This window comes from Ruegeria discodermiae (genome assembly GCF_030758345.1).
In the GTDB taxonomy this organism is placed as follows: domain Bacteria; phylum Pseudomonadota; class Alphaproteobacteria; order Rhodobacterales; family Rhodobacteraceae; genus Ruegeria_C.
Genome location: NZ_JAVAMO010000001.1, coordinates 267,847 through 293,120, shown reverse-complemented (window position 1 = coordinate 293,120; position 25,274 = coordinate 267,847). Strand labels below are relative to the sequence as shown.

At 62.0% G+C, this 25,274-nt stretch carries 25 protein-coding genes; 7 read left to right on the top strand and 18 right to left on the bottom strand.

What is annotated here, in order from left to right; genetic code table 11:
- Window positions 1-35 precede the first annotated feature (35 nt).
- Window positions 36-740 (top strand): SDR family NAD(P)-dependent oxidoreductase, encoded by a 705-nt coding sequence (locus tag Q5Y75_RS01430; protein ID WP_306193652.1) that lies wholly within the window; start codon window positions 36-38, stop codon window positions 738-740.
- Between the two features lie 45 nt (window positions 741-785).
- Window positions 786-1,655 carry a DMT family transporter gene (locus Q5Y75_RS01425; protein WP_306193651.1) on the top strand — a complete coding sequence of 290 codons (870 nt, stop codon included), beginning with the start codon at window positions 786-788 and terminating at the stop codon, window positions 1,653-1,655.
- Here Q5Y75_RS01425 and Q5Y75_RS01420 read toward each other — a convergent pair whose 3' ends face one another.
- From Q5Y75_RS01420 to yajC, 10 genes are all read right to left on the bottom strand, one after another.
- Window positions 1,656-2,204: a DsbE family thiol:disulfide interchange protein gene (locus Q5Y75_RS01420; RefSeq protein WP_306193649.1), complete on the bottom strand. Its 549-nt coding sequence runs from the start codon at window positions 2,202-2,204 to the stop codon at window positions 1,656-1,658.
- Window positions 2,197-2,355, bottom strand: coding sequence for a heme exporter protein CcmD (ccmD, locus tag Q5Y75_RS01415; protein ID WP_306193647.1), 159 nt, complete (start codon window positions 2,353-2,355; stop codon window positions 2,197-2,199). Before ccmD ends, Q5Y75_RS01420 begins: the two co-directional genes overlap by 8 nt.
- Window positions 2,352-3,125, bottom strand: coding sequence for a heme ABC transporter permease (locus Q5Y75_RS01410; protein WP_306193646.1), 774 nt, complete (start codon window positions 3,123-3,125; stop codon window positions 2,352-2,354). Before Q5Y75_RS01410 ends, ccmD begins: the two co-directional genes overlap by 4 nt.
- Window positions 3,126-3,170: 45 nt before the next feature.
- A complete protein-coding gene (ccmB, locus tag Q5Y75_RS01405) occupies window positions 3,171-3,827 on the bottom strand; it encodes a heme exporter protein CcmB (protein WP_306193645.1) in 657 nt (218 codons plus the stop codon).
- A complete protein-coding gene (ccmA, locus tag Q5Y75_RS01400; protein ID WP_306193644.1) occupies window positions 3,824-4,438 on the bottom strand; it encodes a heme ABC exporter ATP-binding protein CcmA in 615 nt (204 codons plus the stop codon). The genes ccmB and ccmA overlap by 4 nt, the downstream gene beginning before the upstream one ends.
- A gap of 135 nt (window positions 4,439-4,573) precedes the next feature.
- Window positions 4,574-4,927 carry an Mth938-like domain-containing protein gene (locus Q5Y75_RS01395; protein WP_306193643.1) on the bottom strand — a complete coding sequence of 118 codons (354 nt, stop codon included), beginning with the start codon at window positions 4,925-4,927 and terminating at the stop codon, window positions 4,574-4,576.
- Between the two features lie 3 nt (window positions 4,928-4,930).
- Complete coding sequence (locus Q5Y75_RS01390; RefSeq protein WP_306193641.1) at window positions 4,931-5,680, bottom strand: sulfite exporter TauE/SafE family protein; 750 nt, start codon at window positions 5,678-5,680, stop codon at window positions 4,931-4,933.
- A gap of 36 nt (window positions 5,681-5,716) precedes the next feature.
- Window positions 5,717-6,685, bottom strand: coding sequence for a protein translocase subunit SecF (gene secF, locus Q5Y75_RS01385; RefSeq protein WP_306193639.1), 969 nt, complete (start codon window positions 6,683-6,685; stop codon window positions 5,717-5,719).
- Between the two features lies 1 nt (window position 6,686).
- On the bottom strand, window positions 6,687-8,348 hold the full coding sequence (gene secD, locus Q5Y75_RS01380) for a protein translocase subunit SecD (protein ID WP_306193637.1): 1,662 nt from the start codon (window positions 8,346-8,348) through the stop codon (window positions 6,687-6,689).
- A 33-nt stretch (window positions 8,349-8,381) separates the two neighbouring features.
- The gene (gene yajC, locus Q5Y75_RS01375; RefSeq protein WP_306193636.1) at window positions 8,382-8,666 is read right to left on the bottom strand and encodes a preprotein translocase subunit YajC; all 285 of its coding nucleotides are present in this window, start codon (window positions 8,664-8,666) and stop codon (window positions 8,382-8,384) included.
- Window positions 8,667-8,926: 260 nt separating this feature from the next.
- On the opposite strand from yajC, the gene Q5Y75_RS01370 reads away from it, so the two are divergent.
- Complete coding sequence (locus tag Q5Y75_RS01370; protein ID WP_306193635.1) at window positions 8,927-10,555, top strand: FAD-dependent oxidoreductase; 1,629 nt, start codon at window positions 8,927-8,929, stop codon at window positions 10,553-10,555.
- Window positions 10,556-10,733: 178 nt separating this feature from the next.
- Entirely contained in the window at window positions 10,734-12,026 is a 1,293-nt protein-coding gene (serS, locus tag Q5Y75_RS01365; RefSeq protein ID WP_306193634.1) for a serine--tRNA ligase, read from the top strand.
- 30 nt (window positions 12,027-12,056) lie between these two features.
- Here serS and Q5Y75_RS01360 read toward each other — a convergent pair whose 3' ends face one another.
- From Q5Y75_RS01360 to Q5Y75_RS01340, 5 genes are all read right to left on the bottom strand, one after another.
- Window positions 12,057-12,875 (bottom strand): helix-hairpin-helix domain-containing protein, encoded by an 819-nt coding sequence (locus Q5Y75_RS01360; RefSeq protein WP_306193633.1) that lies wholly within the window; start codon window positions 12,873-12,875, stop codon window positions 12,057-12,059.
- Between the two features lie 97 nt (window positions 12,876-12,972).
- Window positions 12,973-13,959: a fatty acid desaturase gene (locus Q5Y75_RS01355; protein ID WP_306193631.1), complete on the bottom strand. Its 987-nt coding sequence runs from the start codon at window positions 13,957-13,959 to the stop codon at window positions 12,973-12,975.
- Between the two features lie 161 nt (window positions 13,960-14,120).
- A complete protein-coding gene (gene der, locus Q5Y75_RS01350; protein WP_306193629.1) occupies window positions 14,121-15,572 on the bottom strand; it encodes a ribosome biogenesis GTPase Der in 1,452 nt (483 codons plus the stop codon).
- A gap of 48 nt (window positions 15,573-15,620) precedes the next feature.
- Window positions 15,621-16,937, bottom strand: a complete 1,317-nt coding sequence (locus Q5Y75_RS01345) for a PQQ-like beta-propeller repeat protein (RefSeq protein ID WP_306193628.1) — start codon at window positions 16,935-16,937, stop codon at window positions 15,621-15,623.
- 50 nt (window positions 16,938-16,987) lie between these two features.
- Window positions 16,988-17,659, bottom strand: coding sequence for a tetratricopeptide repeat protein (locus tag Q5Y75_RS01340; protein ID WP_306193627.1), 672 nt, complete (start codon window positions 17,657-17,659; stop codon window positions 16,988-16,990).
- Between the two features lie 243 nt (window positions 17,660-17,902).
- On the opposite strand from Q5Y75_RS01340, the gene Q5Y75_RS01335 reads away from it, so the two are divergent.
- The gene (locus Q5Y75_RS01335) at window positions 17,903-19,135 is read left to right on the top strand and encodes an efflux RND transporter periplasmic adaptor subunit (RefSeq protein ID WP_306193626.1); all 1,233 of its coding nucleotides are present in this window, start codon (window positions 17,903-17,905) and stop codon (window positions 19,133-19,135) included.
- Window positions 19,132-22,959, top strand: a complete 3,828-nt coding sequence (locus Q5Y75_RS01330) for an efflux RND transporter permease subunit (protein WP_306193624.1) — start codon at window positions 19,132-19,134, stop codon at window positions 22,957-22,959. The genes Q5Y75_RS01335 and Q5Y75_RS01330 overlap by 4 nt, the downstream gene beginning before the upstream one ends.
- 87 nt (window positions 22,960-23,046) lie before the next feature.
- Here Q5Y75_RS01330 and Q5Y75_RS01325 read toward each other — a convergent pair whose 3' ends face one another.
- Complete coding sequence (locus Q5Y75_RS01325; RefSeq protein WP_306193622.1) at window positions 23,047-23,766, bottom strand: helix-turn-helix transcriptional regulator; 720 nt, start codon at window positions 23,764-23,766, stop codon at window positions 23,047-23,049.
- 88 nt (window positions 23,767-23,854) lie between these two features.
- Between Q5Y75_RS01325 and Q5Y75_RS01320 the strand changes: the two genes are divergently transcribed.
- Window positions 23,855-24,250 (top strand): RidA family protein, encoded by a 396-nt coding sequence (locus Q5Y75_RS01320; RefSeq protein WP_306193620.1) that lies wholly within the window; start codon window positions 23,855-23,857, stop codon window positions 24,248-24,250.
- Window positions 24,251-24,349: 99 nt separating this feature from the next.
- On the opposite strand, the gene Q5Y75_RS01315 is transcribed toward Q5Y75_RS01320, so the two are convergent.
- Both Q5Y75_RS01315 and Q5Y75_RS01310 read right to left on the bottom strand, forming a co-directional pair.
- On the bottom strand, window positions 24,350-24,757 hold the full coding sequence (locus Q5Y75_RS01315; RefSeq protein ID WP_306193618.1) for a DUF2147 domain-containing protein: 408 nt from the start codon (window positions 24,755-24,757) through the stop codon (window positions 24,350-24,352).
- Window positions 24,758-24,900: 143 nt separating this feature from the next.
- Window positions 24,901-25,227, bottom strand: a complete 327-nt coding sequence (locus Q5Y75_RS01310) for a hypothetical protein (RefSeq protein WP_306193617.1) — start codon at window positions 25,225-25,227, stop codon at window positions 24,901-24,903.
- Between the last annotated feature and the right edge of the window lie 47 nt (window positions 25,228-25,274).

Genomic DNA, 25,274 nt, shown 5'->3' with positions numbered 1-25,274 from the left:
GGCGCCCTTCTTCCTTCACGAGCAGGAGGATCAAAATGCGCAGAGTCGCCCTCGTCACAGGCGCCGCACGCGGCATCGGACGCGCAATCGCGCAGGATCTGGCCCAAGACCACGATGTCGCGATCACCTGGCGCAGTACCGATCCCGACGCGCTGTTACAGACCGGCCCCGACATACTGGCGATCAGGGCCGATCTGACCCATCCCGACAGTCCTCAGAGCATTGTAGATCAGGTTATCGGCAGATTTGGGCGGTTGGATGTCATCGTGAACAATGCCGGACTGGTGGTCGCCACCCCTGTCGACGAGATGGACATCGCTGCGCATCGCAGCCTCTTCGAGACCAACTTGACCGGCCCGGCGGCACTGCTCAGCGCAGCATTGCCGCATCTGGAACCGGGCGCCGCCATCGTCAACATCTCTTCGATCAATGCCGCCCTGCCACCTCTCGGAGCTGTCGCATACGGTGCCAGCAAGGCCGCGCTGAACCTCTGGACGCGCGGTATGGCCAAAGAACTTGGCCCCAAGGGGATACGCGTCAATGCGGTGGCGCCAGGGGCCATAAACACGCCTGAAAAACCACGTAGCAAGGAATTGACCGATGCTTTTGTAAAGGAGACAGCCCTTGGTCGCCCCGGCACGCCAGAGGACATCGCCAAGGCTGTGCGCTTCCTCGCCACAGATCAGGCCGGTTTCATCACCGGCGAGATTCTGGCCGTTTCGGGCGGCTATCGTCTTTGACAGACCGCCAGCACATCAGCCCCTTCTCCTGAAAGGACCCCAGATTTGGACATCCGCGCTTTGATCATGGGGCTGGCGTTTGCCCTGATGTGGTCCTCGGCCTTCACCTCGGCCCGGATCATCGTGGCGGATGCCTCGCCGCTGTTTTCGCTGGCGGTCCGGTTTCTGATCTCGGGGCTTCTGGGGGTCTGGATCGCGCGGCTGATGGGGCAGAGCTGGCATCTGACCCGGGCGCAATGGCGCGCGACCATCATCTTCGGCATCTGCCAGAACGCGCTCTATCTGGGTCTGAACTTCTATGCGATGCAAACCGTGCAGGCCTCGGTCGCGGCCATCATCGCCTCGACCATGCCGCTGCTGGTGGCGCTGGCGAACTGGCTCATCCTAGGTCAGCGGCTGAACCTGATGGGGGTTCTGGGCCTGCTGGCGGGGCTGGTTGGCGTCGCGCTGATCATGGGCGCGCGGATCAGCGCCGGGGTTGATCTGTTTGGCGTGATGCTCTGCGGGATTGGCGCGGTGGCGCTGACACTGGCCACCCTGTCCGTGCGAAACGCCACCACGGGCGGGAATTTCATGATGGTGGTCGGGCTGCAAATGCTGGTCGGCTCGGCGATCCTGTTCCTCGCCGCGCCACTGTTTGAGGTGATCCGGGTCACCCCCAGTTGGCCGCTTGCGGCGGCTTTTGCCTACACCACGCTGATCCCCGGTCTGGCCGCGACCTATATCTGGTTCCGGCTGCTGGATCGGATCGGAGCGGTGCGCGCGGCCACCTTCCACTTTCTCAACCCGGTCTTCGGAGTCGGCATCGCGGCACTGCTGCTGGGCGAGCGGCTGACGCTGCAGGACGCCATCGGCGTTCTGGTGATCACAGCCGGTATTCTTGCCGTGCAACTGGCAAGGCAGCCCAAGACCTGATCAGTTGGTGGCCCGCGCGCGCGCCTCGCTCAGCACCGGCTCGATCCGTTCCTTATAGGCGCGTTGGGTGACCGGCCCGGCAAAGCGCAGCAGGATCGTGCCATCGCCATCCACCACATAGGTCTCGGGCACGCCATAGACGCCCCAATCCAGCGCCATGCGCCCTTGAGGGTCGCGGCCCAGAGCGGTGTAGGGATCGCCCAGCTCCTCCAGAAAACCGGCAGCGTTTTGCAGTTGGTCCTTGTAGTTCACCCCATAGACCGGGATGCCCTGTTTGGACAAAGCGTCCAGATTGGGGTGCTCAACCCGGCAGGGGGCGCACCAACTGGCCCAGTAATTCACCAGCTTCACTTCGCCATCACGCAGGGTCGCATCGTCAAAGACCGGCTTGTCGGCAAAGGGCTCCATCACAACCGGCGGCGCAGGTTGTCCGGCACGGGCTGAGGGCAGCGCCTCGGGGTCGTCGCGAAACATGCCCACGGCGGCCAGCAACACAAAAGCGGCAAAGATCACCGGCGGCGCGATCATCATAGGGGATATCTTAGCCATTGCGCGACATCCTTTGTTCGGTCTTTTCCATCTCGGCCCGGACCTTGCGCCCGCGCCACAGGCTCAGCGCGACGAGCAGCACCAGCATGAGCAGCGACAGCGCGTAAGAGGACAGCACCGCCTCGGTATGTTTCCCCAGATCCGGCATCATGCGCCTGCCCTTTCCCGTGCCAGCAGCGCCCGGATGCGTCGCGCGCGAATCTCGGTCCCGGTGCGATAAAGCACCAGCGCGATGAACAGCAGCACAAAACCGATGATGCACAGAAACAGAGGGTAGAAGAACACGTTGCTGACCTTTTCGGTCGTATCGGTGCCAGTTACGGCCCCTGCCCGCATCACCGAGGCCCCCTGATGCAGGCCCTGATTCCAGAAATTCACCGCATAGCGGCTGAGAATGGCGAACACGCTGCCCACCAGGCACAGGACCGAGGTCAGATCGGCGGCGGTATCGGGATCCTCGATCGCCTCCCACAGCGCGATATAGCCCAGATAGAATAGGAACAGGATCAGGAACGACGTGAGCCGCGGGTCCCAGGCCCACCAGGTGCCCCACATGGGTTGCCCCCAGATCGCACCGGTGACCAGCGCGATCAGCGTCATCACCACCCCGATGGGCGCCGCCGCGCGGGCCGCCAGCGCGCTGACATGATGGCGCCGCACCAGCCAGACCAGCGAGGTCACCAGCATCATCAGCCAGCAATTGATCGCCATCAGCGCCGAAGGCACATGCAGATAGATGATCTTCACCGTCGATCCCTGCCTGAAATCATCGGGTGTAAAGAAAAACCCCCAGACCAGCCCTACAACAAGGCAGATCGCGGCGGTGGCCCAGAAAAACGGCAGCACCCGTTCGGAGGTGGCCAGAAACTTCTTTGGGTTGGCATATTGCCAGATCGTGTTGGCTTTGGCGGCTATCGACATGGGAGTTATCTAGCCCGACTCGCTTGCATTCTCAATTGACACAAATCAACGCAGGTTCACACGTAAGACAGCCGCGCTGGCGAATGGCAGCAGAGCGATCGTGGCCAGCGTGATCCCGCCCAGCATCAGAAGCGGCGTGCCCGTCTCCATCCCTTGCGCGCCGCGCCGCGCCACCTCGGCCCCGAAGATCAGGGTCGGCACGTAGAGCGGCAGCACCAAGAGCGACAACAGCAGCCCGCCGCGTTTCAGCCCTACGGTCAGCGCCGCCCCAAACGTGCCCACAACGCTGAGCGCGGGCGTGCCCACCGCCAGCGACACCACCAGCCAGAAAAAGCCCGGCCCCGGCAGATTGAGCAGCACGCCAAAGACCGGGGCCGCAAGAACCAGCGGCAGGCCTGTGGTGATCCAATGTGCCAGCGCCTTGACCGACACCACGGCCTCCAGCGGCAGCGGGGCGGTGGCCAGCAGGTCCAGCGTGCCGTCCTCCCAATCCAGCGCCAGCAGCCGGTCGAGCGACAGAAGACAGGCCAGAAGCGCGCCCAACCACAGCACACCCGGCGCGATGCTGGCCAAAAGGTCGGATTGCGGACCCACCGCAAAGGGCACCAGCGTGGTGACGATCAGGAAAAAGACCAGCCCCAGACCAAAGCCGCCCCCGGCGCGCATGGCCAGTTTCAGATCCCGGAACAGCAGCGCGATCACAGGAAGTCTCCGTCGAAATCATCGACCGGTTTCGGCACCGCGCGGAATGGGCCGACATCCAGCGTCGCTGCTTCGAGCCCCAGATCGATGTGGGTGGCGATCAGCGCCGACCCACCCTGCCCCAGATGCGCCCGCACCGCATCGGCGAATTTTCCAACGGCCTCTTTGTCGAGCGAAACGGTCGGCTCGTCCAGCACCCAGATCGGGCGCCCGGTGACCAGCAGGCGCGCCAGACCCAGGCGACGTTTCTGTCCCGCCGAAAGGTTACCGGCATGCCGGTCGGCAAGCTCGTGCAGGTCATAAGCGTCCAAAGCGCCCAAGATGCCGCGCGCGCCAAAGACGGCGGCCCAGAAATTCAGGTTTTCGGTCACCGTGAGCGTCGGCTTGATGCCGTCGGAATGGCCGGCATAGGCGATCCGGTCCTCAGCCCCGGCGATCTGGCCCGCAAGCGGTGGCTGCAATCCGGCGATGGTGCGCAACAGCGTTGTCTTGCCGATCCCGTTGGGCCCCCGCACAACCAGCGCCTGCCCCGGCTCAAGGGCAAATCCCAGCCCTTCGAGCACGGGAACGCCTCCGCGGGCGATGGCAAGGTCGGTGACGATCAGGGTCATGAAACCCGCTTAACCGATTGCAGGGGGCGGCAAAAGGCCGGAGTCGCGCAGGGACGGAGTGTCGCGTCTGTGACATCTAGCGGGAATGATGCAAACTCTCCGAAATAAATTTGACCCGATGAAAAGCGGGCCCAGTCACACAGGCAGGGCCGCCAACGCAATGCGGCGGCCTTCGGAGAGCAGGACGTTATAGGTGCGACAGGCGGCGGGAGAGGACATGTTCTCCACCCCGATGCCTGACTCCTCCAATGCGCGGCGCAAAGCGTCGGGCAGATGCGCCATCTCAGCACCGGTGCCGATGAACAGCACATCGATCTGGCCTGCCAGTTCGAGTAGCGGCGCGGTATCGTCGTAGCCGCCCCACGTAAACGTACCAGAGGCACCGGTCAGAACCGGACCATAGAGCACCTCGCCTGCGATGCGGAAAAACCCCGGGCCGTAGCCATCGACGGGTTGGGCATCGGTAAAGGCGATCTCGTTCAGGCGCATGGGTCAGGTCCAGATTGGCAGCCCCGCCAGCGCGACGCCGAGGATCAGAATGTAGGCAGCGGAGCGGTAGAGTTTCTCGCGTTCCGGCACAAATAGCGCGCTGCCCGCGAGATTGCCAAGCATATTCGGGATCGTCAGCAGCAAGCCGGTGACCGCGATTGCCGGGTCAAGCCGGCTGGCCAGCGCCAGAAACGTCACCATCAGGATGTCATAGCCAAGCAGATAGAGCGTGGTATTGGCGCGGATCACCTGCGGCGGATGCGGGCTGGCCATGTAGACGAAGATCACCGGCGGCCCCGGCATGCCCACCGCACCGCCCAGAAACCCCGCGACCAGCCCTGTCCCGAATACCGCACGCGGACCCAGCGCACCGCTATAACGCCAGCCCATAAGCAGCCCCGCCAGCATCAACAGCGACACGGACGAAACCAGCACCCGGAACAGGTCGGGGTTCATGACGAACAACGCCACCAGCCCCAGCGGCACGGCCAGCACTGTCCCGGCCAGCAGCCGCAGCAGGTCTGCGCGATGGGCATGCGGCAGCACCTTGGGCACCATCGGCACCGGCCCGAAAATATCCATCAGAATCAGCGTCGTGACAGCCGAAACCGGGTCCAGCACCATCCCCGCCAGCGGCAGATAAACCATCGCGGTGCCAAACCCGGTAAAGCCCCTTGTGCACCCCGCCATCAGAGCGGCGACGAACAGCACCGCGAGATCGGCAATTTCCAGGGAAAGCAGATGTTCGCTCACCCGTTCCGGCCCTTATGCCAGACGGGTGAGCGGGGATCAGGCATCGATATTGGCGTATTGGTTGCCAGCGGTGTTGGACGGCTTGGTCCAGTCCCGCTTAACGCCCAGATAGAGCAGAATCGCCGAGGCCACGAAGACCGAGGAATACGTCCCCACGATCACGCCCCAGATCATCGCAAAGACAAAGCCACGGATCACGTCTCCGCCCAGCACATAAAGCGAGATCAGCGCCAAGAGCGTGGTGACCGAGGTCATCACCGTTCGGCTCAGCGTTTCGTTGATCGAGACGTTCAGCACATCCTTGAGCGGGGTTTTTTTGTATTTCCGCAGGTTTTCACGCACCCGGTCAAAGACCACCACCGTGTCGTTCAGCGAGTAACCGACAATGGTCAGAAGCGCCGCGATGATCGCGAGGTCGAAGCGAATCTGCAGCTCCGAGAACACGCCAATCGTCAGGATCACGTCATGCACCAGTGCGGCCACAGCCCCCAGCGCGAACTGCCATTCGAAGCGCAGCCAGATATAGACAAGCACCGCCCCGATCGCGAGGACCACAGCAATTACAGCCGTCTGGATCAACTCGCCCGAGACCTTGGGGCCAACGGATTCGACGGACACAAACTCGATGTCTGGCACTGCGCCCTGTAACGCGCTTTCGACTTGGGCGACCATGGTGGCGGTTGCGGCCTCTTCGCCCTCCTGCGCCTGAATGCGCAACATGGCGACGTTCTGGTCGGGGCCGAAGGTGGGGTCAAAAATCTCGGTGATGGTGATATCGCCCAGCTCCAACGCATCCAGCGCACCGCGATAGACGCCCACATCCACCGGCTGCGCGCTTTCGGTGCGGATCGTGGTACCGCCGCGGAAGTCGATGCCGAAATTCAGGCCCTGATACAGGAACGACCCCGCCGCCAGCAGCATCATGAAGGCCGAGATGCCCAGCCACAATTTCCAGCGGCTGAAGAAATCGAACGAGGTGTTCTGGGGGACAAGTTTCAGTCTCATATCACACCTCGATCATTTTGGGACGGCGGCGTTCGAACCAGATCACCACCAGCAAACGCGTCACGAAGATCGCGGTGAAGACCGAGGTGAGAATACCCAAGCCCAGCGTGATGGCAAAGCCGCGCACCGGGCCGGAGCCCATGGCAAACAGGATCACCGCCGTGATGAAGGTGGTGATGTTGGCATCCAGAATGGCGCTCAGCGCTTTCTCATAACCCAGCTCGATGGCGCGGGCCGGTCCCTTGGCGGTTTTCAACTCTTCGCGTATCCGCTCGAAGATCAGCACATTGGCGTCCACCGCCATACCCACGGTCAGCACGATCCCGGCGATACCGGGCAGCGTCAGCGTCGCCCCGATCAGCGACAACAGGCCAAAGATCAGCCCGATATTGATGATCAGCGCCACATTGGCAAACAGGCCGAACAGGCCATAGCTGAGCGCCATGAAGACCAGCACCGCGGCAAAGGCCACCATGGTCGCCACCTTGCCCGCATCAATACTGTCCTGACCCAGTTCGGGGCCGATGGTGCGCTCTTCTAGGAATTCCAGCCCGGCGGGCAAAGCCCCTGCCCTGAGTAGCACCGCCAGATTGGTGCTTTCCTCAACGCTGAAATTACCAGTGATGATGCCCGAACCGCCAGGAATATGGCTCTGGATCACCGGGGCCGAGATGACCTCGTCGTCCAACACGATCGCAAAGGGCGCGCCGATATTGTCGAGCGTATAGTCGCCAAACTTGCGCGCGCCGGTGGTGTTGAAGCGGAAATTCACCGCCGGACGACCGTTCTGGTCAAAGGCAGGCTGGGCATCGACCAGTTCCTCGCCGGTGACCACGGGGGCAGCTTCGATGATGTAGAACGTCCCCGCCTCATCGATTGAGGGGACCAGCTTTTCCCCCGGACCCACACGGGCGTCGGCGTCGGTGGTGCGCGAGACAACCGGGTTGAAGGTAAGCTGCGCCGTGGTGCCGATGATTTCCTTGAGTTCCGAGGCGCTGCCGATGCCCGGCACCTGGATCAGGATACGTTGCGGGCCCTGACGCTGGATGGTGGGCTCTCGCGTGCCGACCTCGTCGATCCGGCGGCGGATGATTTCCAGCGCCTGGCGCACCGTGCGATCATCCGAGGCCAGCTTCTCGGCCTCGCTCAGCGTCACGACAATGTCATTGCCTTGGGCAGAAACCTCGATATCAGTACCCGTCGGACCGGCAAGGGTCTGGATCGGCGTTGCCAGTTCGCGGACAACCTGCAGCGCGCGCGACATGCCCTCGGGCTGGCTGATGCGGACGCGAATCTCACCCGGCGCGCTGTCCTGACGGCGGATCGTGCCCACCGTCGCACGCTGATCCCGCAGCGCATCGCGGATTTCCGGCCACATGGCATCCATGCGCACCTCATACACATCCTCGACCTTGACCTCGGCCAGCAGATGCGCACCCCCGCGCAGATCGAGACCCAGATTGACCAGCCCCGACGGCAGCCAGGAGGGCCATTGCCCCGCCTCGGCCCGCATCTGCGGCGTGTCATTGCCCAGCTCAATCGCGGCACGGGCATCGTTGGATTGTTCCACACGGGTGTAGAACGCATTCGGCAGGGCCAGAAGCAGGCCAGCCACCACGACCAGCCAGATCAGGACCCGTTTCCAGGTATCGATTTGCAGCATTACCCTGCCTTTTTAATGGGTTGACCGACGTTCTTACTTCGCCGGTTCGGTCTTGTTCAGCACCTGGGAAATGGTCGCCTGCACCACCCGGACCTTGACGCCTTCGGCAATCTCGACCTCAAGTTCGCCATCATCCTTGACCTTGGTCACCTTGCCGATCAGACCGCCTTGCGTGACCACCTGATCACCCCGGCGCAGCGCGTTGACCATGGCCTGATGTTCCTTGACCTTCTTCTGCTGCGGACGGATCAGCAGGAAGTACATGATCGCGAAGATCAGAATGAGGGGGAGAAACTGGGCGATTGCGCCACCTTCCATGGGATGTTCCTTTGTCCAGAAGAGCGGGCACACCCCGCAAATTTTGCGAGAACCTATGCGTTAGCGCAAAAAGGTTCAAGCGTGGCGACGGGATGTAAGAAGGAAAGTTTTGAGCGGCCAGACAGGGATTGCGGGTAGAGTTTTCGATCTCTATTTCGCGCATGGGCAGACAAGGTGACCACTTGCCAGTCTCCTTGCGTTCCGACACCATCCGGGCACGAGCCTGAAACCAATCTCAAACCTTGCTTGGGATGCGCTAAATGGAAAGCCTTGCTGAAGATATTGCCTCTCTGGCGCGCAAGCGCCTCTCTCCAGAGCATGTTCAAGCCATGCAGAAAATCGGAGAAGAGGTAACGTTCAGCCAAGGCCAGAAGATATTTGTTCTGGGTGGCCCGCAGGATTATTTCTACCAGATCACCGACGGCCTGGTCGATGTCATAAACCCGATCACCAACGTGCCCTTTTCCTACGGCAGAATGGGCAAAGGCGAGTTCATAGGCGAGATCGACTTCCTCTATGGTGGCCGGGCTCAGGTCGATATCTGCGCGGCGACCAATGTACGCCTGCTCAGAATTCCGCGTCCGGCTATGCTCGACCTGATGTCGAAAATCCCCGAACTTGGGGATGATATCGTTTCGGTCTTTGCCGCCCGACGCCGCCACATGATCGAAAACAACCTGTTAGGAATGACCCTGCTGTCTGGCGAGACAGACCGCAACATCCGCAGAATCGCCGATTTCGCGAACCGCAACCGAATCCCGGCCCGCCAAATTGCATTGGGATCACCGGAAGCCGCAAAACTGGCCGATGAAACCGGTCTGGATCCGACCCATCCGGCCGTGATCCTCGGCCCTGAGATCGCACTGCAAAACCCGACGCCAAGGCAGGTGGCTGCCTATTTCGGCCTCGATGTCACATTGTCGAAGGATCGCGTTTACGATGTGCTCATCGTGGGGGGCGGACCTGCGGGCATTGCCGCCGCGGTCTATGCGGGTGCCGAAGGGCTTGAAGCCCTGGTCATCGAAGACCTCGCGATTGGCGGGCAGGCTGGAACGTCTAGCCGTATCGAAAACTACATGGGGTTTCCGACGGGCATTTCGGGCGCCGATCTGTGCTGGCGCGGAGAGGTCCAGGCGATGAAATTCGGCACGCGCTTTGCCGTTCCGCGAAGAGCAAAGGCGGTGTCGGAGGATGCGGACGGTACGTTCTGCGTGACGCTGGAGGATGAAGAGCAGGTTATGGCGCGCTCCATCGTGGTTGCGACGGGCGTTCAGTACCGGAAGCTGAATATCGACCGGTTGGAAGATTTTGAAGGCTCCGGCATTTACTACGCCGCAACCGATCTGGAAGCACGCTATTGCGGCCAGTCCGAGGTTGTTGTCATTGGCGGCGGAAACTCCGCAGGTCAGGCGGCGATGTATCTGAGCCGTACCGCACGACATGTGCATGTGCTTATCCGGGGAACGTCGCTGGCAAGCTCGATGTCGGATTACCTGCGCAACCGTCTTGAAAACGACCCCTCAATTACGCTTCACACACATTCACAGATGTCTGCCTGCGCAGGCGACGACCATCTGGATGAGGTGGTGATCCGCGATACGGAACAGGGAACCGAATGGACGCTCAAGACCCCCGCAGTCTTTGTCATGGTCGGTGCGGCTCCGAATACTAGCTGGCTTTCAGGATGCGTCGCGCTTGATGACAAGGGGTTTGTAAAAACCGGTCGCGATGTCGGCGCTGCCTCGCTCTATGGAACCTCACACCCGGGAATTTTCGCCGTGGGGGACGTGCGCGCCGGATCGGTCAAGCGCGTTGCGTCTGCCGTCGGTGACGGGTCTGTGGTGATCAGCAGGATTTGGTCCTTTCTTCAAGACCTTGATAACAGGTGACCGCGCCGGGGCATCGCGGCTGACGGGACGTTTTGCCCCGAGGCGCGCGCTCAGCCCCCCTCTGTCCGGTCGCTCGGGCCGGATCGGAGCCTCCAGGAAAAACGGGGTGTTGTCAGCCATCAAAGAATTGGGTCTAAGGGCGCTAATTACATGGAGCCAAACAGAAGGACGATGACCCATGCATGACATCCGCGCTATTCGCGAGAATCCAGCCGCTTTCGACGCCGCTCTGGCGCGGCGGGGGGATGCGCCGATGTCGTCGGAACTGCTCGCGGTTGATGAGGCGCGCCGGGCCAAGATTTTGGCCGCCGAGACGGCGCAGGCGGAGCAGAACAAGGCCTCCAAAGAAGTTGGCGCGGCCAAGGGCCGGGGCGATGAGGATGAATTCCAGCGCCTGCGCGCATTGGTCGCCGACAAGAAGGCCGAAGTGGCGGCGATGCAGGGCGAGGCCAAGGAACTGGACGCCAGGCTGACCGACATGCTGGCCCGGATCGCCAACATGCCTGCCGAGGATGTGCCGGAGGGCGCGGATGAGAACGACAATGTCGAGGTGACCCGCTGGGGGACTCCCCGGACGTTCGACTTTGCGCCCAAGGAGCATTACGAAATCGCATCCGTTGCGGCGGCGATGGATTTCGAGACGGCCGCCAAGACCTCTGGAAGCCGGTTTGTGAACCTGTCGAAAGGCGTAGCGCGTATCCACCGGGCTTTGGCTCAGTTCATGATCGACACCCATGTGGACGAGAACGGCCTGACCGAGATGCAGACACCGGTTCTGGTGCGCGATGAGGCGATGTATGGCACTGATAAATTGCCAAAATTCGGCGAGGACAGCTATCAGACCACCAATGGCTGGTGGCTGATCCCGACCTCCGAAGTGACGCTGACCTATTCGGTGGCCGGTGACATTCTGGATGAGGGCAATCTGCCGATTCGGATGACCGCGCATACGGTCTGTTTCCGCTCGGAAGCGGGCAGCGCGGGCAAGGACACGGCGGGCATGTTGCGCCAGCACCAGTTCGAAAAGGTCGAAATGGTCTCGGTCACCCACCCGGATGCCAGCGACGATGAACAAAAGCGCATGCTGCGCTGCGCCGAAGGGCTGCTGGAGGCGCTGGGTATCCCCTATCGCACTGTGGTGTTGTGCACCGGCGACATGGGCTTTGGCGCGCGCCGCACCTTCGACATCGAGGCCTGGCTGCCGGGGCAGGATGCCTATCGCGAGATCTCCAGCGTGTCGACCACCGGCGACTTTCAGGCCCGGCGCATGAATGCGCGGTTCCGGCCCGAAGGTGGCGGCAAACCCGCCTTTGTGCACACGCTGAACGGCTCGGGCCTAGCAGTGGGTCGCTGCCTGATCGCGGTACTGGAAAACGGCCAGAACGCGGATGGCACGGTCACCCTGCCCGATGTGCTTGCGCCCTATCTGGGCGGCAAGACCACGCTGGGGCTGGATGGCACGCTGAGCTAAGGGCGCGCAGCCCGGACAGGCGAAGAAGGCTTACTTCTTCGCCTTTTTTTTGTCCTTGGCTTTTTTCTTGCCGTCCTTAGCTTTTTCTTTTGCTTTGGCCTTTGCCTTGGCGTCTTTGGCCTTTTCTTTCTTGGCCTTTGCCTTGGCCTTTTCCTTGGCCTTCTTGAACTCGACCTCCAGCGCCTTGGCCTTCTTGGCGGCCTTTTCGGCCTTGGCCTTCGCCTTGGCCTTTTTGGCCTTCTTGGCCGCTTCGGCCTTGGCTTTTTTCGCAGCCTCCGCTTCGGCTTTGGCTTTTTTCGCAGCCTCCGCTTCGGCTTTGGCCTTTTTCGCAGCCTCCGCTTCGGCTTTGGCTTTCTTGGCGGCCTCAGCCTCGGCCTTGGCTTTTTCCCTGGCCTTCGCCTCAGCAGATTTCGACGGGGTCGACGCTGCGGCAGGCTTTTTCGCGGCAGGTTTTGCCGCCACCGCCTTAGGGGCCGCTGCCTTGGCAACAGTTGGCGTTGCGGTCGCGGCTTTTGCCCTGGCCGGTCTGGTCGCTGTCGGCTTCGCCGCAGCGGGCTTTGCCGCCGCAGGTTTGGACGCTGCAGGTCGCCGTGCTGCCGTCTTTCTCGCAGCCGTCCGCGCCCTTGGTCTGGCGGTCGCGGCACGTTTGGTCCGGGTCGCTGCCGGGGCAGATGCGGCGGCCTTGGCCGATGCGATCATGGCCTGCGCCCGCACCTTGCCCACGCGGGGCAGCGCGATCAGTTGTTCCGGCGTCGCCTTGGCCAGATCGGCAATCGTCTTGATGCCCATGGCGGTCAGCGCCTTTTCCAGCGCGACGCCGATGCCGCTTAGATCAGAAAGTTTGTTCATTCAAATGTCCTTCTATTCATTGGAGCCCCGCGCCCTCCTCCCGAGGGCGGGTGGCTGCGGTCGATACTCGGACTGCTCACCGCATCAGCTAATGTACTTAGCTGGCTTGGGGCACATCCGGGTGATGCGCAGGTTTCGGGAAGGGAACCAACCGTTTGCGGTCCTCATCCCAAAGCTTCAGGTTCAGCGCCGCCACCGCCTCGGGGAACTTGATCCGGCGCGGGGCGTATTCGGGCGGCAGGTTATAGTGGCAGGCACGCAGCCGGTAGGAGGGGATGCGTGCGTTGAAATGGTGGATGTCGTGCAACGTAATGCAAGCGACCGCCATGTCGAACCACCAGCCGAAATCCAGCGCCGACGAGCCTTGCAGCGCCGCAATTTGCGGGTCGAGATCGGGGCGGCGGTCCCAATAGGTATCCTCGAAATTATGCTGCAGATAGACAAGGAACACGCCCAGCATGCCGCCGAGGAACGAAAAGACCAGCCAGACCCAGATACCGGTCATCCCCGCCACGGCATAAAGCAGCCCCAGCATCAGCACGATCGACAGGTTGTGCAGCACAACGCCTTTCCAGCCGAAGCGCAGTGTGTTCTTGGGCCAGCGATAGCGGATGAAATAGGTGAAGGCCGCGCCGACTGGCACCAATAGGAACGGGTTGCGATAGAGCCGGTAGAAGGCCCTCGTTTTCCAGTCCGCCGCGTTCCATTCACGGACCGTCATCGTGTTGATCTCGCCGGTTTCGCGGTGTTCCAGATTGCCGATTCCTGAATGATGCAGGTTATGGTTCTGCTTCATCACTTCGAAGGGCGCGAAGGTAAAGGGCGACAGGCCGTGGCCCGCCCATTCATTCTGCTGTCGCGTCTCGAACAGGGAATGGTGACCGCAATCATGTTGCAGCACATAGAGACGCACCGCCGCAAAGGCAAAGACCACGCCGGCGGGCAGCATGATCAGCCAGTTGTCCACATAGCGGATCGCCAGAAAGAGCGATGCGAAATACACCGCAAACGTGCCGAAATAGCTGAGCGATGCCAGCAGGTTGTCCTGCACGGCATATTGGCGTGTATAAGCCCTTAGATCCATTCCGCCCGTCTCCTTGGGTTTGGTCTGGCTTTCCTTGCAATTGCGGATGTCACATTGCCGGATGGCAGGATGCAATCAAAACGATACTCTTGCGCCCTGAATAGCGCCCATTCGCAGGGCTTGTCACGCCCCGAGATGAAAAATGCAGCAAATTGGCGCGGTTACGCGCGCCCTTTGAGATGTTTACGCAGTTTCGAGGGCCCAGCCTTCTTTTTCCCCTTATACGGGTTTTTGTCGCCCTGCCCGCGCATGGTCAACCGGATCGGTGTGCCGGGCATGTCGAAATCCTCGCGCAGGCCATTCACGAGATAGCGCGTATAGCTGTCGGGCATCTTGTCGGGATGGCTGCACATGACGACGAAGCCCGGCGGGCGGGTCTTGGCCTGAGTCATGTAGCGCAGCTTGATGCGTCGCCCGCCGGGCGCTGGCGGTGGATGCTGTTCCAGCATCGCGGTCAGCCAGCGGTTCAGCGCCGCCGTGGTCACCCGGCGATTCCAGACGTCATGGGCCCGCAGGATCGCGTCGTGCAGCCGGTCGAGCCCCCGGCCCGTCTTGGCCGAGACCGTGATCAGCGGCGCGCCCTTCAATTGCGGAAGCAGCCGGTTGAAGGCCTCCTTCAGATCGCGCAGCTTTTCCTGCTTGTGCTCCTCGACATCCCATTTGTTGACGGCCACCACCACAGCCCGCCCCTCACGTTCAGCCAGATCGGCGATGCGCAGGTCCTGTTGTTCAAAGGGAATGGCCGCATCCAGCAGAACAACCACCACCTCGGCAAACTTGACCGCGCGCAAGCCGTCGCTGACCGACAGCTTTTCGAGCTTCTCCTGCACCTTGGCTTTCTTGCGCATCCCGGCGGTGTCAAAGACCCGCATCGGCGTGCCTTTCCAGTCGATGCGCAGGGAAATCGCGTCACGGGTGATCCCGGCTTCGGGACCGGTGAGCAGGCGATCTTCGCCCAGTATCTTGTTGATCAGCGTGGATTTTCCCGCATTGGGGCGGCCGACAACGGCAACCTGCAACGGTTTTGCGGCGGTGATGGCGGGCGCTTCGCCCTCATCCTCATCCTCGCTCAGTTCGACATCGGTCTCTGGCGCGATCCGCTCGGCCTCTTCTGCCATGCGATCGGCCACCGGCATCAGCTGTGAATAGAGGTCGTTTAGCCCCTCGCCATGTTCAGCGCTCAACCGCACCGGCTCGCCCAGACCCAGTGCGTAAGCCTCGATCACGCCTGCATCGGCGGACGCCCCTTCGGCCTTGTTGGCCGCAAGGATCACATGCGCGGATTTCTTGCGCAAGATATCGGCAAAGACCTCATCCGTCGGCGTCACACCCGCGCGCGCATCTATCATGAACAGGCACACATCGGCCATATCCACCGCACGCTCGGTCAGGCGGCGCATCCGGCCCTGCAGGCTGTCATCGGTGGCCTCTTCCAGACCGGCAGTATCAACAACCGTAAAGCGCAAATCGCCCAGCCGCCCCTCACCCTCGCGCAGGTCGCGGGTCACGCCGGGCTGGTCATCAACCAGCGCCAGCCGTTTGCCGACAAGGCGATTGAATAGCGTGGATTTGCCCACATTTGGGCGCCCCACAATGGCGAGGGTCAAAGACATCGGGCTTCACTTTCAAGACTCAGACGCGCCCTTTAGCGCATGTTTGCGTCAACGGAAAGCGTGTAGATCACCTTTGGCGCTGACGACATAGAGCGTGCCGCCCGCCACCACAGGCCCGGTGGTGGCCCCGCCGGGCACCTCGACCTGGTTCAGGAGCGTGCCATCCTCGGGGCGGAAGAAGCGCAGGAAGCCGTCATTGGAGGCGACCACGAGGCGACCACCGGCCAGGATCGGGCCATAATTGGCGACCACTTCGCCCCGGCGGCGCGGCTTGTCGCGCAGAAAGCCCGGCAGGTCGCGCGCCCAAATGACCGAGCCATCGCTCGTGCTCAGCCGCATGAGCTGACCGCGATCACTGATCTGGAAGATGCTGTCGCCCGCAGGCCAGACCGGCGAGATCGCGCCCTCATCCGCCGTCCATTGCCGCTCGCCCAACTGGGTTTCCAGCGACACGGTGCGGCCAGAATGGTTGCCGATATAGACACGGCTTCCGACCACAACCGGCCCGCCGGTAATATCGGCAATGCGCGCGACCGCGCGGCCCTTGCGCTGACCGGCGACCGACGCGCTCCACCGCCGCAACCCGCCTTTGCGGAAGCTGGCGATGATATCGCCCGAGGCAAAGGCAAAGATCACCAGATCCGAGGTCAGCGCAGGCGCAGGTGCGCCCAGAACGTTGCCGATGCTGGGCGTGGCCTGAACCTGCCAGGCGATGCGCCCATCCTTGGTGTTGATGGCCCAGCCGGTCTCATCCCCGGCAACCAGGTAGAGCAATCCGTCGCGAATGGTCGGCGTGCCACTGCCGGTGGCGTTCAGCCGCTGCTGCCAGCGCACGGCACCCGAGTTGGCATCCAGCGCGCTGAGGCGGCCAAAACCCGAGGAGACATAGAGCGTGCCGTTGTCGTAGGCCATGCCACCGCCGGTGGCCTGCCCGTCGCCCTCGCCGGCGGGAACCAGACTACGGCTCCAGACGATGCCGCCATTGGGGGAGACCGCAGTCACCTGCGCAGCGGCGTCCAGCGTATAGATCAGGCCACCACCCACAACCGGATCAGCCGTGATGCGCTGGCGACGGCTGTCGCCCGCGCCGATCGGGGTGGACCAGATGCGCTGTGGCGTTGCCCGCAGGGCGGGGTTATCGGTGCGGTAGGCTTGGGTGCCGAAACTTTGCGGCCAGGCGGCGTTGGTCTTCTGCGCGGGCAGACGGATCGGTTTCGAGGCGAGAATTTCGCCCTGCCCGACCTCTGCGCCGCGCAGTGTTTCGCGCTTGCCCGGAAGGACCGGATCAGGTTCCTGACAAGCACCGAGCAGCAGCATTGCGCCCATCGCGGCCAATCCGCTACGCGAGAATGAGAAGTGTGCCATGCCCGATCCTGCCTATTCGTTACCCACTGCCGGTACCCTGCGGGCCCGGATCATCCCCGTTGACCGGGGGCCTGTTCCGGCGTCCCGCCCAGCGCGACAATCAACTGTGCGGCGCGTTGTTGCAAGTCTGTGCTGGCCTCGGCGTCCTGAATGAGGGCCTGCAGCCGCGTCATCGCCGCCTCGGCCTCGCCATGGGCGATGTCGATCAGGGCCAGTTGCTCCTCGGCCAGCAGGCGCAGCGGCGCGCCGGGTTGGGCCAGCGCCTCGAACCGTTGCCGCAGGTCTTCGACCGCCAGCGTCTCGGTCTGCAATGTCAGCGATTTGAAGCTGGCGATGTCACGATAGATTTGCGGCAGTTCCCCATTTGCCGCCACCGCGTCGAGGCTTTGCACCGCTGCGTCGGTCTGATCCGATCCGGCCTGAGCCGACGCGGTGAGCATCTTGAGAATCGCGTCGCCGCCACTGGATGAGGCATCGACCTGCGAGAGCTTTTCGGCCTGCACAGCGGTTTCATTCTCGTTCAGCGCGGCAATGATGCTGTCGCCAAGCTGCTCGGCCTGCGACCGGACCTGCGCCTTGGAATATTCGTTATAGGCCGCGCCGCCCACAATCGCGACCACGGCCAGCGCACCGACCCAGCCCCAGCGCTTGAGCAGCAGGAACATGCGGTCTCGACGCACCTCTTCGGTGACTTCGTCAATGAAACTGTCGGTGTCGCTCATCCCGGCCCTCGGTCCTGCCTCAATGCGGTTTTCTGGCGGCTGTCATAGCGTGGCTCAACGGGCAAGCCAAGGGCTCTGGGGCGCTGGAACAGCCAGTGCTTGCACAGCGCGGCGAAAAAAAATAATCTGAACTGGTCAGTTTAGCGTAGACAACATGGAAACAAGACACCATGTGACAAGTCGCAGTGCAGGTCTGATTGGACTACCCCCTCTGCGCCGTGAAGAATTTGAGAGAGGCAAAAGATGCGTCTGATTCCCATAATCACCGCGATTCTGGTGACAATTGCGCTTTATCTCTTGGTATTTGAGCGTGACGCGTTCCTGGCCTTCGCCAAAGGCGATGCCGCCGCAGAGCCGGTCGAAACGCAAAGGGAAACTGCCGAAGCGGTGGAAGACGCACCAAACCTGATCGGCGTTGTTGCTATGCGCTCGGTTGCGCGCGAGATTGACAGCGCGGTGCTGCTGCGCGGCCAAACCAAGGCGATCCGCGAGGTTGAGGTGCTGGCCGAGACAACCTCGACCGTGGTCTCCGAACCGTTGCGCAAGGGAGCGTTTGTCAAGGCGGGCGACCTGCTGTGCCAGCTGGATGTCGGCACCCGCGAGGCCGATCTGCTGGAGGCGCGGGCCCGTCAGAGCGAAGCGCAAAGCCGGGTACCGGAGTCGCAGGCACGGCTGGACGAGGCCAAGGCGCTTCTGGAAGAGGCGCTGATCAATAACAACGCCGCCCAACGTCTGTCCGAGGGCGGCTATGCCTCGGAAACGCGCCGCGTCGCGACCGAAGCGGGCGTGCGCAGCGCCGAGGCCGGGATCAAGACCGCCGAATCCGGTCTGGAAGCCACCCGCGCCGGGATCGAAGCCGCAAGCGCCGCAGTGGCGGCAAGAGAGCGCGAGCTGGATCGCATCACCATTACGGCGCCGTTCGACGGGTTGCTGGAAAGCGACGCGGCAGAACTGGGCAGCCTGATGCAGCCCGGATCGCTCTGCGCGACGGTGATCCAGCTTGACCCGATCAAGCTGGTGGGTTTCGTGCCCGAGGCCGAGGTCAACCGGGTGCAACTGGGCGCGCAGGCAGGTGCGCAACTGGCGACCGGCCTGCAGGTGGCGGGGCAAGTGACCTTCCTCAGCCGCTCGGCAGATGAGACGACCCGCACCTTCGAGGTCGAAGTCTCGGTCCCCAACCCGGACCTGAAAATCCGCGACGGGCAGACCGCCACCATCCAGATCGCCGCAGAAGGGGCCAAGGCGCATCTGCTGCCGCAATCCTCGCTGACGCTCGACAATCACGGCGAGCTTGGCGTGCGGGTCGTTGGCGATGGCAATCTGGTGGAATTTGTGCCGGTTGAACTGCTGCGTGACGATGCCAACGGCGTTTGGCTGGCAGGCTTGCCGGAACAGGCGAATGTGATCGTGGTGGGCCAGGATTTCGTCACCGCAGGTGTTGAGGTCGCGCCCACCTATCGGGAGGCCGCGCAATGACGGGCATCGTCGACTGGGCCGCCTCGCGCGCCCGGATGGTTCTGGCCTTTATCGCGCTGTCGCTGATCATTGGCGGCTTCGCCTATGTCAACCTGCCCAAGGAAGGCGAGCCGGATATCGAGATCCCGGCGCTGTTTGTCTCGGTCTCTTTCCCGGGCATTTCGGCAGAAGACAGCGAGAACCTGCTGGTCAAGCCGATGGAAACCGAGCTGGCCGATCTGGACGGGCTCAAGGAAATGACCGCAACCGCTGCCGAAGGTTATGCCGGTGTGGCGCTGGAGTTTGATTTCGGCTGGGACAAGACCGCGATCACCGCTGATGTGCGCGATGCGATGAACACGGCGCAGGCCGAGTTTCCGACTGGGGCCGAGCAATATACGCTGACCGAAATCAACTTCTCGGAATTTCCGATTGTCATCGTCAGCCTGACCGGCGCTGTCCCCGAGCGGACAATGGCGCGCATTGCCAAGGATTTGCAGGACGACCTTGAATCGCTCGATGCGGTTCTGGAAGCCGGGATCGCGGGCAATCGCGACGAGTTGCTAGAGGTCATCATCGACCCTCTGCGGCTGGAGGCCTATAACGTCACCGCCTCGGAACTGATCACGGTTGTGCAGAACAACAACCAGCTCATTGCGGCGGGTGAGATTGACAGCGCGCAGGGTGCATTCTCGGTCAAGATCCCCTCCTCCTTCACCACGGCGCAGGATGTCTATGGCCTGCCGGTCAAGGTGAATGGCGACCGCGTTGTGACACTGGGCGAGTTGGCGCAGATCAACTACACGTTCGAGGACCGCGAAGGCACCGCGCGGTTTGACGGGCAAAGCACCGTCGCCCTGCAGGTGGTCAAGCGCAAGGGGTTCAACCTGATCGACACGGTCGATCTGGTCAAAGCCACCGTCGCTGAATCGCAGGTAAGCTGGCCCAAGGAACTGCAGGCCGCGGTCGAGGTCGGCACCTCGAACGACCAGAGCCGCGTCGTCAATTCGATGGTGCGACAGCTGGAAGGTTCGGTCCTGACCGCGATTGCGCTGGTTATGATCGTGGTACTGGCCGCCCTTGGCAGCCGCGCCGCGCTGCTGGTGGGCTTTGCCATTCCAACCTCGTTCCTGCTGTGCTTCGTGTTGTTGGCGATCATGGGGATCAACGTTTCCAACATCGTGATGTTCGGTCTGATCCTCGCGGTGGGGATGCTGGTCGATGGCGCCATCGTGGTGGTGGAATATGCCGACAAGCGTATCAAGGACGGGATCGGCCCGATGCACGCCTATGTCGAGGCGGCGCAGCGGATGTTCTGGCCCATCGTCTCTTCCACAGCCACAACGCTCTGTGCCTTCCTGCCGATGCTGTTCTGGCCCGGTGTTCCGGGTGAGTTCATGGGCATGCTGCCGGTCACGCTGATCTTCGTGCTCTCGGCCTCACTGGTCGTGGCACTGATCTATCTGCCGGTGATGGGCGGCGTCTCCGGCCGCATGAGCCGCGTGCTTGGCCGCATCTCGGATTGGCTGCGCGCGCGCGCCCCGTTCTGGCTGCGGGCCGCCCTTGTCCCGGTTGCGCTCTACCTCGTCTTCACAGGCGTCATGATGATGCTGCGCAGCGGTGATACGGGTATCGCGGGTCTGATCTCGGGGGGGCTCGTATTCGTGATTGGCGCGTTTTCAGCCTCCGTCACGATGGGCGCGGTTCAGCGCATCCATGAGAGCCATCATGTCGAGCGCAGCTCCAAACACACGGCCTTTGGCAACGTCATCAAGTTCATCGCCGGCAACCCGATCATGCCGATCGTCTCGATTGCGGTTGTCTTTTCCGCCGTCATATTTATCGCAACGGTCTGGTTCCCGGCCAATTCGCGCGGCGTCGAGTTCTTTGTGGACAGCGAGCCGGAACAGGCCACCACCTATGTCCGTGCCCGCGGCAACATCTCGCTGCATGAAAAAGACGAAATGGTGCGCGAGGTCGAAGAGATCATCAAGGCGCATCCGGCGGTGATCAACGTGTTTTCCTTCGCCGGTGAGGGCGGACTGAACACTGGCGGCCCCGGTGGTGGACAATCCCCTGCCGATACAATCGGTCAGGTCCAGTTCGAGATTATCCCGTGGGAGGATCGACCCCACGCCAAGGAACCTTTGACTGGCTTTATCGGCGGGCTGATGAGCCGCTGGCTGGGCTTTGAGAAAGAGATCATCGACCCCAACTTTGACGGCAATTTCGTCCTCGACCAGTTGAACGCCGAACTGGTCAAACTGCCCGGCATCATTGCCGAGGTCTCGGCCCTGGAACAGGGACCCGGACAGGGCAAGCCGGTGCATCTGCGGCTCAGAGGTGACGACTGGGAAGAACTGACGCTCGCGGCGGAAACCGCGCGGCAACAGTTCGAGGCAACACCGGGTCTGATCAAGATCGAGGACAGCCTGCCCCTGCCCGGCATCGACTGGCAGATCGACGTGGATGTGGCAAATGCCGGTCGCTTCGGTGCCGATGTGGCCACCGTGGGCGCCATGGTGCAGCTTGTGACACGCGGTGTCCTGCTGGGTGAGATGCGCCCCGAAGGCAGCGACGAGGAGATCGAAATCCGCGTGCGCCTGCCCGAGGAAGAGCGCGTGCTCTCCACACTCGACACAATCAAGGTGCGCACGCCTGACGGTCTGGTCCCGCTCAGCAACTTCGTGACCCGCAAACCGGTACCGAAACTGGCCTCGATCGACCGGGTTGATCAAAAGCGCTATTTCGACATCAAAGCGGATGTGGAACCGGGGCTGATCAAGGTCACGCGCACCGATGCGGACGGGGCCGTACAAACTCTGGCACTTGTCAAGGAAGTCCCGGAAGGGACCGCAGCCAGCGGACCTTCGGTAACCGCACCAAGCGGCGCTCGTTATGCGGTGTTCGATCTGGTTCAGGCCGAGAACAACGCCGCGCTTCAAACCGCATTTGATGACGGCAGCGCCCAAACGGCACCGGTCAATCCCAACGAGCGGATCGCGGAACTGACCAAGTGGCTGGAAACCGACCCCCTCCCCGGCCCGGTCGAATGGTTCTGGACCGGTGATCAGGAGGAGCAGGAGGAATCTGGCGCCTTCCTGATGAAGGCCTTCATGGGCGCTCTGGGGCTGATGTTCATCATCTTGCTGGCCCAGTTCAACAGCTTCTACAACTCGCTGCTGGTACTGCTGGCGGTGGTGCTGTCGACCACCGGCGTGCTGATCGGGATGGTCGTGATGGAGCAACCCTTCTCGATCATCATGACCGGGACCGGCATCGTGGCGCTGGCGGGGATCGTAGTGAACAACAACATCGTGCTGATCGACACCTATCAGGAATACAGCCGCTACATGCCCCGGATCGAGGCGATCATCCGCACCGCCGAGGCGCGTATCCGCCCGGTGCTGCTGACCACGATCACCACCATGGCGGGCCTGACGCCGATGATGTTCGGGCTGAGCCTCGACTTCATCAATGGCGGCTATTCCATCGACAGCCCCACGGCGCTCTGGTGGAAACAGTTGGCGACGGCGGTGGTGTTCGGCCTGGGCATCGCAACGGTGCTGACGCTGATCGTGACACCCTCGTTCCTGGCACTGCGGGTGTGGGTTGAAACCTACGCGATCTGGCTTGGCCGGTTGCTGGCCCGCCTGACCGCAGGCCGCTCCAGCCGGATCGCGCGCGACATGCGCCTGTTCCGCTCGGCCAAGGACCTGAGCGCAACCGAGATCATCTGGGGCGAACCCGGCAAGTCCACCGCCGACGTCTCGGAATTCAAACCCCCCGAGCCTCCCGAAACACCGGCCCCCCCCGGCACATCGCCTATCAAAGCGGCGGAGTGAGGCTCACTCCCGGACGCCTGTCTGTGTAGCGGCAGGCGTCCGGAGCAAAACCGGCTGAGACCAGTCTTTGGATGGGGTCTCCGGTTCTCAGTCGGCAAGTTCACTATACGGGCAGACGTCCTCTTCAAACGGAACATGGCGGCGGCGGAAGCTGGTATCGGCGAGCGCCTCGGGCGCGCTGATCCGATCCATCCGAAAATGCCGGAAATCCTCGCGCATCGGGTCCCAGGCAACCAGATACCACAGCGGTGGCAGGATGAGCATGGCCTGCGGCTCGACCCGGCGTTTTGTTTTTCGACCTTTGGCATCGCGATACTCAAAGCGGATGAGCCTGCGTCCAAGGAAGGCGGTTTCAAAGACCGGCAACAGGTCAGCGTCCATCTTCCCCATGTCAGACAGGTCCTGAAGCGGCGACAGCGTGCCGATATGCAGGCAGTCGAGAAAAGCACGCAGATCGCGGACTTTGTCGGATGGCAACGCTTTTTCGATCTTGGCCAGACCTGAATCGGCGAGGTCCGAAAAGGGCAGATTGCCCGCCGCCCGCATGGCCGCGACGCTGATCAGAAGGGCAAACACCTCGGGGACCGAAAGCCGGGTAGTGGTTTGCATGGATTGCGGATCAAGCTGCAGCCCGCCGCCACGCCCGACATCGGAATGTATGACAAAGCCATCGTCGCGCAATGCGCTGATGTCGCGCAGAATTGTCCGGCGTGAGACGCCAACCTCTGTCGCGAGCGCGTCCACCGTGGCCGTTCCGTTTCGGCGAAGGCTGCGCACGATGGTGTCATGTCTGAGTCGAATGCTCATGCGGCTGGTCTATCACAAATAGTGACAAATTTTGGCACTATTTAGACCTAGACCGGCTTCAGCAACGCAAAACAAGGAGGTCGATGTGATGCAACGGACTGCCGTGAACCCCTGGGACTGGTCACTCAAGCTGGGTTACAATCAGGCTGAGATCATTGAGGGCGCGACGCGTCAGATGATCTGTGCGGGCCAAACTGCCATGGACGGGGAAGGCAAGCCACAGCATGCCGGTGACATGCGGGCGCAGATCAGCCTGGCTTTGGATAGTCTGGAGGCCGTGCTGAAAGAGGCTGACATGACCCTGAGCAATGTCACGAAACTGGGCGTATATGCCACCGACGTTGATGAGGCGTTGAAGAATTTCGATCTTCTGGGACAGCGCTTTGGACCTCATCAGGTCGCGCCCCCAATGACGCTGTTGGGTGTTACCCGCTTGGCCATGCCCGAGTTGTTGTTCGAAATTGAGGCAACAGCAATGGCCTAGACGAAACATGCGAATCGGTCGCTGGCGCTATGCGGTCCAGCAGCCGGTCCGACCAGAGATCGCATCCAAGCTGTCGATCTGTTTCTGTCGGTCGAGCGATCAGAGCCGTGTCCAGGTCTGGTGGCCGCAGATATGGTGGCTGCAGCCTTTGACCTTCAGGCTGTCGCCGCTGAGCGTCATGGTGGGGACCGCATCGACATTGACCAACGGTACCCAGAATTCACCACCGCCATATTTGCCGCTGCCTTCGCTGGCGACGTCCCAGAACAACCGTTTGCCGATATTCTTGGTCTGCACTTCTTTGCCGGATTTGTCATAGGCGCTTTCGATCACGCCGCAGAACTTGTCCCCGCAGGCGCTGATCTTGATATGCGAGATCAGGTCTTTGCGGTCCGGTTCTGTCTTCCAGAGCCCCACGATTGGGTCAGCCCCGGCCTGCGCCGCCGCGACGCAAAGACCAACTGCAAAGGCGGCCTGCAACAGGCCGTTTCTCAAATTGCGATACATGTCGTCACCTCGAACTGAAGCAACGTCAGCCTACCACGCCCGCGCCGCCCGGCAAAACAGCCACGCGCGATTGTGATATGAGACAGAGAGGTCGAACCCGCCACACGCGCGGCGAGCCCTTAGGCAAGACCGATGAGACGGGATCAGTCGGTGAAGGTGTAGCCACCCAGATCGCAGAGATCGAGGCCGAAATCTTCCACTTCGGAACCATCCGCGAAGACACCGCGCAGATCATAGATGCAGGTGCTGAGCCCATCCGCGATCAGCACGCCGCTTTCATAACCCGGCGCGAGGTATCCGCCCTCAAGCAGGTTCTCTTCCCAGTCATCCGACGACGCGCTGGAGATGTTGAACTCCACAAGATCGGCGCTGCTTTCATTGGCCAGCATGAATTCCAGATCTTGAGCAGCGGCAGGAGTCTGAGATGCAATCAGCATTGCGATTGCGCCCAGGGCGGACAGCTTTTTCATGGGTGAGATCCTGTTGTTCAGACATGTCAAAGTCACACGCATATAGG

What these genes read in the sequence shown, in the direction of transcription:
- Q5Y75_RS01430 (WP_306193652.1), top strand. Translation starts at nt 36, where the DNA reads ATGCGCAGAGTCGCCCTCGTCACAGGCGCCGCACGCGGCATCGGACGC.
- Q5Y75_RS01420 (WP_306193649.1), bottom strand. Translation starts at nt 2,204, where the DNA reads ATGGCTAAGATATCCCCTATGATGATCGCGCCGCCGGTGATCTTTGCC.
- ccmD (WP_306193647.1), bottom strand. Translation starts at nt 2,355, where the DNA reads ATGATGCCGGATCTGGGGAAACATACCGAGGCGGTGCTGTCCTCTTAC.
- Q5Y75_RS01410 (WP_306193646.1), bottom strand. Translation starts at nt 3,125, where the DNA reads ATGTCGATAGCCGCCAAAGCCAACACGATCTGGCAATATGCCAACCCA.
- ccmA (WP_306193644.1), bottom strand. Translation starts at nt 4,438, where the DNA reads ATGACCCTGATCGTCACCGACCTTGCCATCGCCCGCGGAGGCGTTCCC.
- Q5Y75_RS01395 (WP_306193643.1), bottom strand. Translation starts at nt 4,927, where the DNA reads ATGCGCCTGAACGAGATCGCCTTTACCGATGCCCAACCCGTCGATGGC.
- secF (WP_306193639.1), bottom strand. Translation starts at nt 6,685, where the DNA reads ATGAGACTGAAACTTGTCCCCCAGAACACCTCGTTCGATTTCTTCAGC.
- secD (WP_306193637.1), bottom strand. Translation starts at nt 8,348, where the DNA reads ATGCTGCAAATCGATACCTGGAAACGGGTCCTGATCTGGCTGGTCGTG.
- yajC (WP_306193636.1), bottom strand. Translation starts at nt 8,666, where the DNA reads ATGGAAGGTGGCGCAATCGCCCAGTTTCTCCCCCTCATTCTGATCTTC.
- Q5Y75_RS01370 (WP_306193635.1), top strand. Translation starts at nt 8,927, where the DNA reads ATGGAAAGCCTTGCTGAAGATATTGCCTCTCTGGCGCGCAAGCGCCTC.
- serS (WP_306193634.1), top strand. Translation starts at nt 10,734, where the DNA reads ATGCATGACATCCGCGCTATTCGCGAGAATCCAGCCGCTTTCGACGCC.
- Q5Y75_RS01360 (WP_306193633.1), bottom strand. Translation starts at nt 12,875, where the DNA reads ATGAACAAACTTTCTGATCTAAGCGGCATCGGCGTCGCGCTGGAAAAG.
- Q5Y75_RS01355 (WP_306193631.1), bottom strand. Translation starts at nt 13,959, where the DNA reads ATGGATCTAAGGGCTTATACACGCCAATATGCCGTGCAGGACAACCTG.
- der (WP_306193629.1), bottom strand. Translation starts at nt 15,572, where the DNA reads ATGTCTTTGACCCTCGCCATTGTGGGGCGCCCAAATGTGGGCAAATCC.
- Q5Y75_RS01345 (WP_306193628.1), bottom strand. Translation starts at nt 16,937, where the DNA reads ATGGCACACTTCTCATTCTCGCGTAGCGGATTGGCCGCGATGGGCGCA.
- Q5Y75_RS01340 (WP_306193627.1), bottom strand. Translation starts at nt 17,659, where the DNA reads ATGAGCGACACCGACAGTTTCATTGACGAAGTCACCGAAGAGGTGCGT.
- Q5Y75_RS01335 (WP_306193626.1), top strand. Translation starts at nt 17,903, where the DNA reads ATGCGTCTGATTCCCATAATCACCGCGATTCTGGTGACAATTGCGCTT.
- Q5Y75_RS01330 (WP_306193624.1), top strand. Translation starts at nt 19,132, where the DNA reads ATGACGGGCATCGTCGACTGGGCCGCCTCGCGCGCCCGGATGGTTCTG.
- Q5Y75_RS01325 (WP_306193622.1), bottom strand. Translation starts at nt 23,766, where the DNA reads ATGAGCATTCGACTCAGACATGACACCATCGTGCGCAGCCTTCGCCGA.
- Q5Y75_RS01320 (WP_306193620.1), top strand. Translation starts at nt 23,855, where the DNA reads ATGCAACGGACTGCCGTGAACCCCTGGGACTGGTCACTCAAGCTGGGT.
- Q5Y75_RS01315 (WP_306193618.1), bottom strand. Translation starts at nt 24,757, where the DNA reads ATGTATCGCAATTTGAGAAACGGCCTGTTGCAGGCCGCCTTTGCAGTT.
- Q5Y75_RS01310 (WP_306193617.1), bottom strand. Translation starts at nt 25,227, where the DNA reads ATGAAAAAGCTGTCCGCCCTGGGCGCAATCGCAATGCTGATTGCATCT.